8 protein-coding genes are annotated in these 9,076 nt (G+C 70.1%); all 8 read left to right on the plus strand.

Going from position 1 to position 9,076, the window contains the following annotated elements; genetic code table 11:
- Window positions 1–1,213: NADH-quinone oxidoreductase subunit D (locus VFL99_RS11080; protein WP_325106415.1), on the plus strand; the 1,213-nt coding region annotated here is incomplete at its 5' end.
- 41 nt (window positions 1,214–1,254) lie between these two features.
- Window positions 1,255–2,112: an NADH-quinone oxidoreductase subunit NuoE gene (gene nuoE, locus VFL99_RS11085; RefSeq protein WP_414713745.1), complete on the plus strand. Its 858-nt coding sequence runs from the start codon at window positions 1,255–1,257 to the stop codon at window positions 2,110–2,112.
- Complete coding sequence (gene nuoF, locus VFL99_RS11090; RefSeq protein WP_325106417.1) at window positions 2,109–3,422, plus strand: NADH-quinone oxidoreductase subunit NuoF; 1,314 nt, start codon at window positions 2,109–2,111, stop codon at window positions 3,420–3,422. Before nuoE ends, nuoF begins: the two co-directional genes overlap by 4 nt.
- Window positions 3,419–5,914: an NADH-quinone oxidoreductase subunit G gene (locus tag VFL99_RS11095; RefSeq protein WP_325106418.1), complete on the plus strand. Its 2,496-nt coding sequence runs from the start codon at window positions 3,419–3,421 to the stop codon at window positions 5,912–5,914. The genes nuoF and VFL99_RS11095 overlap by 4 nt, the downstream gene beginning before the upstream one ends.
- A complete protein-coding gene (nuoH, locus tag VFL99_RS11100; RefSeq protein ID WP_325106419.1) occupies window positions 5,911–7,320 on the plus strand; it encodes an NADH-quinone oxidoreductase subunit NuoH in 1,410 nt (469 codons plus the stop codon). Before VFL99_RS11095 ends, nuoH begins: the two co-directional genes overlap by 4 nt.
- Entirely contained in the window at window positions 7,313–8,011 is a 699-nt protein-coding gene (nuoI, locus tag VFL99_RS11105) for an NADH-quinone oxidoreductase subunit NuoI (protein ID WP_325106420.1), read from the plus strand. The genes nuoH and nuoI overlap by 8 nt, the downstream gene beginning before the upstream one ends.
- On the plus strand, window positions 8,008–8,778 hold the full coding sequence (locus VFL99_RS11110) for an NADH-quinone oxidoreductase subunit J (protein ID WP_325106421.1): 771 nt from the start codon (window positions 8,008–8,010) through the stop codon (window positions 8,776–8,778). Before nuoI ends, VFL99_RS11110 begins: the two co-directional genes overlap by 4 nt.
- Window positions 8,775–9,074, plus strand: coding sequence for an NADH-quinone oxidoreductase subunit NuoK (gene nuoK / locus VFL99_RS11115; protein WP_325106422.1), 300 nt, complete (start codon window positions 8,775–8,777; stop codon window positions 9,072–9,074). The genes VFL99_RS11110 and nuoK overlap by 4 nt, the downstream gene beginning before the upstream one ends.
- The last annotated feature ends 2 nt before the right edge of the window (window positions 9,075–9,076 follow it).

Below are 9,076 nucleotides of genomic sequence, written 5' to 3' on the forward strand. Positions count from 1 at the left end.
CGTCGTCAACATGGGTCCGCAGCACCCGTCGACGCACGGCGTGCTGCGCCTGATCCTCGAGCTGGACGGCGAGACGGTCACCGAGGCGCGGGCGGGCATCGGCTACCTGCACACCGGCATCGAGAAGAACATGGAGTTCCGCACCTGGACCCAGGGCGTGACCTTCTGCACCCGCATGGACTACCTCACGCCGCTCTTCCAGGAAGCGGCGTTCTGCCTCGGGGTCGAAAAGCTGCTCGGCATCACCGACCAGGTCCCCGAGCGCGCCAGCATGATCCGGGTGCTCGTGATGGAGCTCAACCGGATCGGCTCGCACCTCGTGGCCCTGGCCACCGGTGGCATGGAGATGGGCGCCACGACGGTCATGACGATCGGTTTCCGTGAGCGCGAGCGGATCCTGTCCGTGCTGGAGATGATCACCGGGCTGCGGATGAACCACGCCTACATCCGTCCCGGCGGTGTCGTGCAGGACCTGCCACCCGGTGCCATCGACAAGGTGCGCGACATCATCCCCGAGCTGCGCAAGGGGCTCCGTGAGCTCGAGGACCTGATCGTCGAGAACCCGCTGTTCAAGGGCCGCATGGTCGACGTCGGGCACCTCGGCCTGACCGGCTGCATGGCGCTCGGGATCACCGGCCCGGTCCTGCGCTCGACCGGGCTTCCCCACGACCTGCGCAAGCTCGCGCCCTACTGCGGCTACGAGACGTACGACTTCGACGTCATCACCCGTGACTCGTGCGACGCCTACGGGCGGCTGTGCATCCGGATCGACGAGATGTACGAGTCGCTGAAGATCGCCGAGCAGGCGGCCGACCGGCTGCAGAACACCCCGGGCCCGGTCATGGTCGAGGACAAGAAGATCGGCTGGCCCGCCCAGCTCGCGATCGGCGGCGACGGCATGGGCAACAGTCTCGACCACATCCGGGAGATCATGGGCGAGTCGATGGAGTCGCTCATCCACCACTTCAAGCTGGTGACCGAGGGCTTCCGCGTGCCGCCGGGTCAGGCCTACGTCGCGGTGGAGTCTCCCAAGGGCGAGCTCGGCTGCCACGTCGTCGCCGACGGCGGGACCCGCCCCTACCGGGCGCACTTCCGTGACCCGTCGTTCAACAACCTGCAGGCCGTGGCCGCGATGTGTGAGGGCGGCATGGTCGCCGACGTCATCGTGGCCGTCGCCTCGATCGACCCGGTGATGGGAGGCGTGGACCGGTGAGCGAGCGGACAGAGAACACAGGCCCCTACGACCGGACCGAGATGCCGGACCCGCGTGCCTACCCCAGCTTCTGGGAGAACGCCGACGGGGCGGACCTGTTCGCGCCGGACGTGCTGGCCGGGCTCGAGGCGGACGCGGCGGAGGTGCTCACCCGCTACCCGCAGAAGCGTTCGGCACTGCTGCCGCTGCTGCACCTGGTGCAGAGCATCGACGGCTACGTGTCGGGCCGGGGCATCGAGTGGTGCGCCCGCAAGCTCGACCTCACGACCGCCGAGGTGAGCGGGGTCGCGACCTTCTACACGCAGTACAAGCGCCACCCCAACGGTGAGTACACGATCGGGGTCTGCACCAACACGCTGTGCGCGATCATGGGCGGCGACCAGATCTTCGACGAGCTGTCGGCCCACCTCGGGGTCGGCCACGACGAGACCACCGCCGACGGCAAGATCACCCTCGAACGCGTCGAGTGCAACGCCGCCTGCGACTACGCCCCCGTCGTCATGGCCAACTGGGAGTTCTTCGACAACCAGACCCCGGAGTCGGCCAAGAAGCTCACCGACGACCTGCGCTCCGGCGCGGAGGTCCGCCCGAGCCGCGGTGCGGACCGGGTCTGCGGCTTCAAGCACATCTCACGCGTGCTCGCCGGCTTCCCCGACGGCCGCGCCGACGAGGGGGTGGGTGCCGGTCCGGCCTCCGTCGAGGGACTTCAGGTGGCCCACCAGCACGGCTGGCGCGCGCCGGGCGAGGACGACTCGGCCTCGGCGACCCGGCAGGACACCGCCGCGGGTGCCGGCACCGCGCCGCAGCCCGGCCAGCACATGTCCGTGGACACGCCGGCGAACCCGCCCGACACCAAGCCCGGTGACGGCGACTCGGCGAACGGGAAGGGACAGGCATGAGCACCCAGCTGACCCCCATCCTCACCAAGTTCTGGGACGACCCGCAGTCGTGGACGCTCGCGACCTACGAGCGCAACGGCGGCTACCAGGGCCTGCGCAAGGCGCTGGGCCTCGGCCCGGACGTGCTCGTGCAGATGGCCAAGGACTCCGGCCTGCGCGGTCGTGGCGGTGCGGGCTTCCCGACCGGCATGAAGTGGGGTTTCCTGCCACCACCTGACGGCGGCCCCCGCTACCTCGTGGTCAACGCCGACGAGTCCGAGCCGGGCACCTGCAAGGACATCCCGCTGATGATGGCGGCCCCGCAGTTCCTGATCGAGGGCATGATCATCACCTCCTTCGCGATCGGCTGCACCCACGCCTTCGTCTACGTCCGCGGTGAGGTCGTCCATGTCTACCGGCGCCTGCTGCGCGCGGTGGAGGAGGCGTATGCCGCCGGCTACCTGGGCACGAACATCCTCGGCTCGGGCTTCGACCTGGACATCACGGTGCACGCCGGTGCCGGCGCCTACATCTGCGGTGAGGAGACGGCGCTGCTGGACTCCCTCGAGGGCCGCCGCGGCCAGCCCCGGCTGAAGCCGCCGTTCCCCGCGGTCGCTGGTCTGTACGCACGACCGACCGTGGTCAACAACGTCGAGTCGATCGCGTCCATCCCGCCGATCCTGTCGCACGGCGCCGACTGGTTCGCCGACATGGGCACCGAGAAGTCCAAGGGCTTCGGCATCTTCAGCCTCTCCGGGCACGTCACCCGGCCCGGGCAGTACGAGGCGCCGCTGGGCATCACCCTGCGGGAGCTCCTCGACCTGGCCGGCGGGATCCGCAAGGGTCACCAGCTGAAGTTCTGGACGCCGGGCGGGTCCTCGACCCCGATCCTCACCGACGAGCACCTCGACGTGCCGCTCGACTTCGAGTCGGTGGCCGCCGCCGGGTCGATGCTCGGCACGCGCGCCCTGCAGATCTTCGACGAGACCACGTCGGTGGTGCGGGCCGTCTCCCGGTGGACCGACTTCTACGCCCACGAGTCCTGCGGCAAGTGCACGCCCTGCCGGGAGGGCACCTACTGGCTGAAGCAGATCCTGGAGCGCCTCGAGCACGGCAAGGGCAGCCAGGACGACATCGACAAGCTGGTCGACATCTGCGACAACATCCTGGGTCGCGCGTTCTGCGCGCTCGGTGACGGCGCCACCAGCCCGATCACCTCGGCGATCCAGTACTTCCGGGAGGAGTTCGAGGCCGGCATGCACACGCCCGCCGATGTCCTCTTCCCGCCGTCCGACTCCACGCTGTTCGCGAAGGAGACCGTGTCAGCATGACCGTCCCCACCTCGCCGGCCGGCGGCGGCAACGCCGTCACCAAGGGCGGAGACGCCCAGCCTCCGGCCGAGCCGAAGCCCGAGCTGATCTCGCTCACCGTCGACGGCATCGAGGTGAGCGTGCCCAAGGGCGCCCTCGTCATCCGTGCCGCCGAGCAGGTGGGCGTGCAGATCCCGCGGTTCTGCGACCACCCGCTGCTCGACCCGGTGGGTGCCTGCCGGCAGTGCCTGGTCGAGGTGTCCGCGCCGCGCGGCGGGACGCTCACGCCGTTCCCCAAGCCGCAGGCTTCCTGCACCCTCGAGGCCACCGAGGGCATGGTTGTCAAGACCCAGCACACCTCGCCGGTGGCCGACAAGGCGCAGCACGGGCAGATGGAGTTCCTGCTCATCAACCACCCGCTGGACTGCCCGGTCTGCGACAAGGGCGGCGAGTGCCCGCTGCAGAACCAGGCGATGTCCAACGGTCGTCCGGTGAGTCGCTTCGAGGACGTGAAGCGGACCTACCCCAAGCCGATCAACATCTCCAGCCAGGTGCTGCTCGACCGCGAGCGCTGCATCCTGTGCGCGCGCTGTACCCGCTTCTCCGACCAGATCGCCGGCGACCCGTTCATCGCGCTCATCGAGCGCGGCGCGCTGCAGCAGGTCGGCATCTACGAGGAGAAGCCGTTCGAGTCCTACTTCTCCGGCAACACCGTCCAGATCTGCCCGGTCGGTGCGCTGACCGGCTCCGCCTACCGCTTCCGGTCCCGGCCGTTCGACCTCGTGTCCACGCCGAGCGTCTGCGAGCACTGCGCCAGCGGCTGCGCGATCCGCACCGACCACCGTCGTGGCGTCGTGATGCGGCGGATGGCCCTCGAGGACCGCGAGGTCAACGAGGAGTGGAACTGCGACAAGGGCCGGTGGGCCTTCACCTACGCCCAGAACGACCGGATCACCGACCCGCTCGTGCGTGACGCGGACGGTGCCTGGCGGGTCGCCTCGTGGAACGAGGCGCTCGACGTGGCCGCCCACGGCCTCGCCGAGGCCCGGGACGGGCTGGGCGTCGGCGTGCTGGTCGGTGGCCGGGTGGGCAACGAGGACGCCTACGCCTACAGCAAGCTCGCGCGGACCGCCCTCGGCACCAACGACATCGACTTCCGGGCTCGGCCGCACTCGCCGGAGGAGGCCGACTTCCTCGCCGCCCACGTCGCCGCCACGAGCCGCGAGGTCACCTACGCCGACCTCGAGAAGGCCCAGACGGTCCTCCTCGTCGCCTTCGAGCCGGAGGAGGAGTCGCCGATCGTCTTCCTGCGGCTGCGCAAGGCGAACCGCAAGCACAAGACGGCGATCTGGTCGGTTGCGCCGTTCGCCACCCGCTCCCTGGAGAAGATGGCCGGCAGCCTGATCAGCGCCGCCCCCGGCACGGAGGCCGAGGTGCTGCAGGCCCTCGCCGACGGCAAGCAGGAGGTCGCCGCGGCAGCCGAGGCGCTGCGTGACGCCGACCAGGCAGCCGTGATCCTGGTCGGCGAGCGACTCGCCGGCGTGCCCGGAGGGCTCAGCGCCGCGGCCCGGCTGGCGAAGGCCACGGGCGCGAAGCTGGCCTGGGTCCCCCGACGAGCCGGTGAGCGCGGTGCCCTCGAGGCCGGCGCGCTGCCGAACCTGCTGCCCGGCGGGCGTCCGGTTGCCGACGCCGCTGCGCGGGCCGAGCTGGCCGCCATCTGGGGCGTGGGCGAGCTGCCCGCCGCTCCGGGACGCGACACCTCCGCGATGGTGGCCGCGGCCGCCGAGGGGGAGCTGTCGGGACTGCTCGTCGGCGGCGTGGACCCCGACGACCTGCCCGACCCGGCACGGGCCCGTGAGGCCCTGCGACGGGCCTTCGTCGTCTCCCTCGACCTGCGCGTCTCGCCGGTGATGGAGTATGCCGACGTCGTCCTTCCGGTCGCGGCGCACCAGGAGAAGTCCGGTGCCTTCGTCGACTGGGAGGGCCGGGTCCGTCCGTTCGACCGCGCGATCAACAGCAACACGATGAGCGACTACCGGGTGCTCGACCTGCTCGCCGCAGAGCTCGGCGAGTTCCTCGGCACCCGCACGGTCGAGCAGACCCGCCAGGAGATGGCGCAGGTCGGCCCGTGGCGCGGGGAGCGGGCAGCCATGGCGCCCGTGGCCGGCATACCGGCCCTGCCGAGCCCCGCGGAAGGTGAGGCCGTGCTCGCGACCTGGCCGCACCTGCTCGACTCCGGGCTGATGCAGGCTGGGGAGCCGTTCCTCGCCGGCACCGCGCCCCGCCCGCTGGCCCGCCTCTCGGCGACCACGGCCAAGGAACTGGGGATCGCCGAGGGCGAGGTCGTCGTGGTGTCCACGGACACCGGTAGCATCGCCCTGCCCGTGGCGGTGACGACGATGCCGGACCACGTCGTCTGGCTGCCGACCAACTCCCCGGGGTCCGCGGCGCGCGCCATGCTCGGCGCGGGCGCCGGTGACCTCGTCCAGCTCAGCAAGGGTGGTGCTGCATGAGCCTGCTCGGAACGCTCGGCGCTGTGTCAGCGTCGGTCCCGGCGGCGGAGATCCCTCGCGCCGACTTCAGCGACACCCCGATCTGGCTGTCGCTGGTCAAGGCGGTCCTGCTGTTCGCGCTGCTGATGGTGCAGACGCTCATCGTCATCTGGTTCGAGCGGCGGGTCATCGGCCGGATGCAGCAGCGCCCCGGCCCCAACCGGACGGGTCCCTTCGGCCTGCTGCAGACGCTGGCCGACGGCGTGAAGCTGGCCCTCAAGGAGGACCTGACCCCGAAGAACGCCGACAAGGTGATGTTCGTGCTGGCGCCGATCATCGCCGGTGCGATGGCGTTCGTCTCCTTCGCGATCATCCCCCTCGGGCCCGAGGTGTCGATGTTCGGCCACCGGACCCCGCTGCAGCTGGCGGACACCCCCATCGCCGTGATCCTGGTGCTGGCCGTCGCCGGCGTCGGGGTCTACGGCACGGTGCTGGCGGGCTGGTCGTCCGGCTCGACCTATCCGCTGCTCGGCGGACTGCGTTCCACCGCCCAGGTGATCTCCTACGAGATCGCGATGGGTCTGGCACTGGTCGCGGTCTTCCTCTACGCCGGCTCCATGTCGACGTCGCAGATCGTCGCCGCGCAGCAGCACCTGTGGTACATCGTGCCGGCCTTCTTCTCCTTCGCCGTCTACGTCGTCACCATGATCGGTGAGACCAACCGCCTGCCCTTCGACCTGGCCGAGGGTGAGGGCGAGCTCACCGGCGGGTTCCACACCGAGTACTCCTCACTGAAGTTCGCCATGTTCTTCCTCGGCGAGTACGTCAACATGTTCACCGTCTCGGCGCTGGCCACCACGCTGTTCCTCGGTGGCTGGCAGGCGCCCCCCGGGTTGGCGCACATCAACAACGGCATGCTCAACCAGGGCTGGTGGGGCCTGCTGTGGTTCCTCATCAAGCTGTGGCTGTTCATGTTCTTCTTCGTGTGGCTGCGCGGCTCGCTGCCTCGCGTCCGTTACGACCAGTTCATGCGGTTCGGGTGGAAGGTGATGATCCCGGCCACGTTGGTCTGGGTCGTGGCCGTCGCCTTCATCCGGGCCTCGCAGCTGAACTTCCTCGGCTCGGGCACGCTCCGGATCCTCGGGATCGGGGTGCCGACCGCCACCATCGTGCTGATCGGCGTCATCGCCGTGATCGCCATGGGCGTCGCCTGGATCGTCGACGGCAAGCGCGCCGAGGCGCACGCCCACTCCGCCCGCCCGCCGGAGGAGGAGATCGACCCCTTCGCCGGTGGCTACCCGGTGCCGCCGATGCCTGGCCAGCGGCTGCGTGAGCCGAGCGCCGACCGGACCCCGCTGACCGTCGGACAGGCGGCGTCCGGCACCACCGACCACACCCAAGACCACAGGGAGGTCCCTCGTGGCTGACGAGCAGAAGCGTGGCTTCTTCGCCGACCTGTTCGCACCCGTCGCCGGGTTCGGCGTCACCTTCTCGACGATGTTCCGCAAGGTCGCCACCGAGGAGTACCCGGAGGTGAAGTGGCCGACCCAGCCGCGCTACCACGGGCGGCACCAGCTCAACCGGCACCCGGACGGGCTGGAGAAGTGCGTCGGCTGTGAGCTGTGCGCCTGGGCCTGCCCCGCGGACGCGATCTTCGTCGAGGGCGCGGACAACGACGACTCCGAGGGCGGTACCGGGCGGTACTCACCGGGCGAACGCTACGGCCGCGTCTACCAGATCAACTACCTGCGCTGCATCTTCTGCGGCTACTGCATCGAGGCCTGCCCCACCCGCGCGCTGACGATGACGAACGAGTACGAGCTGGCGGACAACAACCGCGGCGACCTGATCTTCGAGAAGGACCAGCTGCTCGCCCCGCTGCGTGCCGGCATGCTCCAGCCGCCGCACCCGATGGTGCGGGGGATGACCGAGCGGGACTACTACCGGGGCAAGGTCGCCAAGGCCACCCCGGAGCAGGAGGAGTGGGCCCGCGAGCACCCGCACGCGACGGACGCGGTCGACCCGACCACGGGAACCCAGCCGACGTCGACGTCGGAGGGAATGCACGCGGCCGACCACTACGGCGCGGAGAGCATCATGGGAGGTGAGGACCGGTGACCGGCGCAGGTGAAGCGGCACTGTTCTGGATCCTCGCGCCGCTGAGCGTCCTCGGCGCGCTGGGACTGCTGTTCGCGAAGAAGGCGGTGCACGCCGCGATCTCGGTGGCGGCCGTCATGATCATCCTCGGCATCTTCTACATCGCGGAGAAGGCCGACTTCCTCGGCATCATCCAGATCTTCGTCTACACCGGCGCGGTCATGATGCTGTTCCTCTTCGTGCTCATGCTCGTCGGTGTCGACGCGGCCGACTCGCTCGTCGAGACGCTCAAGGGGCAGAAGGTCGCGGCCTCGCTGCTCGCGCTCGGCCTGGCGGTGCTGCTCTTCTCGGCGATCGGCCGGGCCCAGTTCGCCCCGATGCGGGGCCTGTCGGACGTCAACACCGACCCGGGCAACGTCTCCGGCGTCGCCAACCTCATCTTCGGCCAGTACGTCTGGACCTTCGAGATCACGTCGGCGCTGCTCATCACCGCGGCGCTCGGCGCCATGGTGATGGCGCACCGCGAGCGGCTCGGGCCACGGCCGAGCCAGCGGCTGTGGGCCCAGCGCCGGATCCGCGAGAACGTCAACGTCGCCGGCCTGCCGGCGCCCGGTGTCTACGCCCGCCACAACGCGGTCGACACCCCGGCCCTGCTTCCCGACGGCACCCCCAGCGAGCTGTCCGTGTCCCGCGTGCTCAGCGCGCGCGAGCAGGTCACCGTGCCGACCCAGCACGTCGAGGCGGAGCAGGAGATCGAGCACGAGATCGAGGAGGGCAAGAGCCGGTGAGCCTGGTCAACTACGTCTACCTCGCGACCATCCTGTTCGCGATCGGTGGGGCCGCGGTGCTCATGCGGCGCAACGCCATCGTCGTGTTCATGGGTGTCGAGCTCATGCTCAACGCGGCCAACCTCGTCTTCGTCACCTTCGCCCGGATGCACGGCAGCCTCGACGGACAGGTCATCGCCCTGTTCGTCATGGTGGTCGCCGCGGCGGAGGTCGTGGTCGGCCTGGCCATCATCGTGGCCATCTTCCGTGCCCGCCGGTCGGCCTCGGTCGACGACGCCAACCTGCTGAAGCTGTAGAA

It is taken from the genome of Segeticoccus sp., assembly GCF_035708005.1.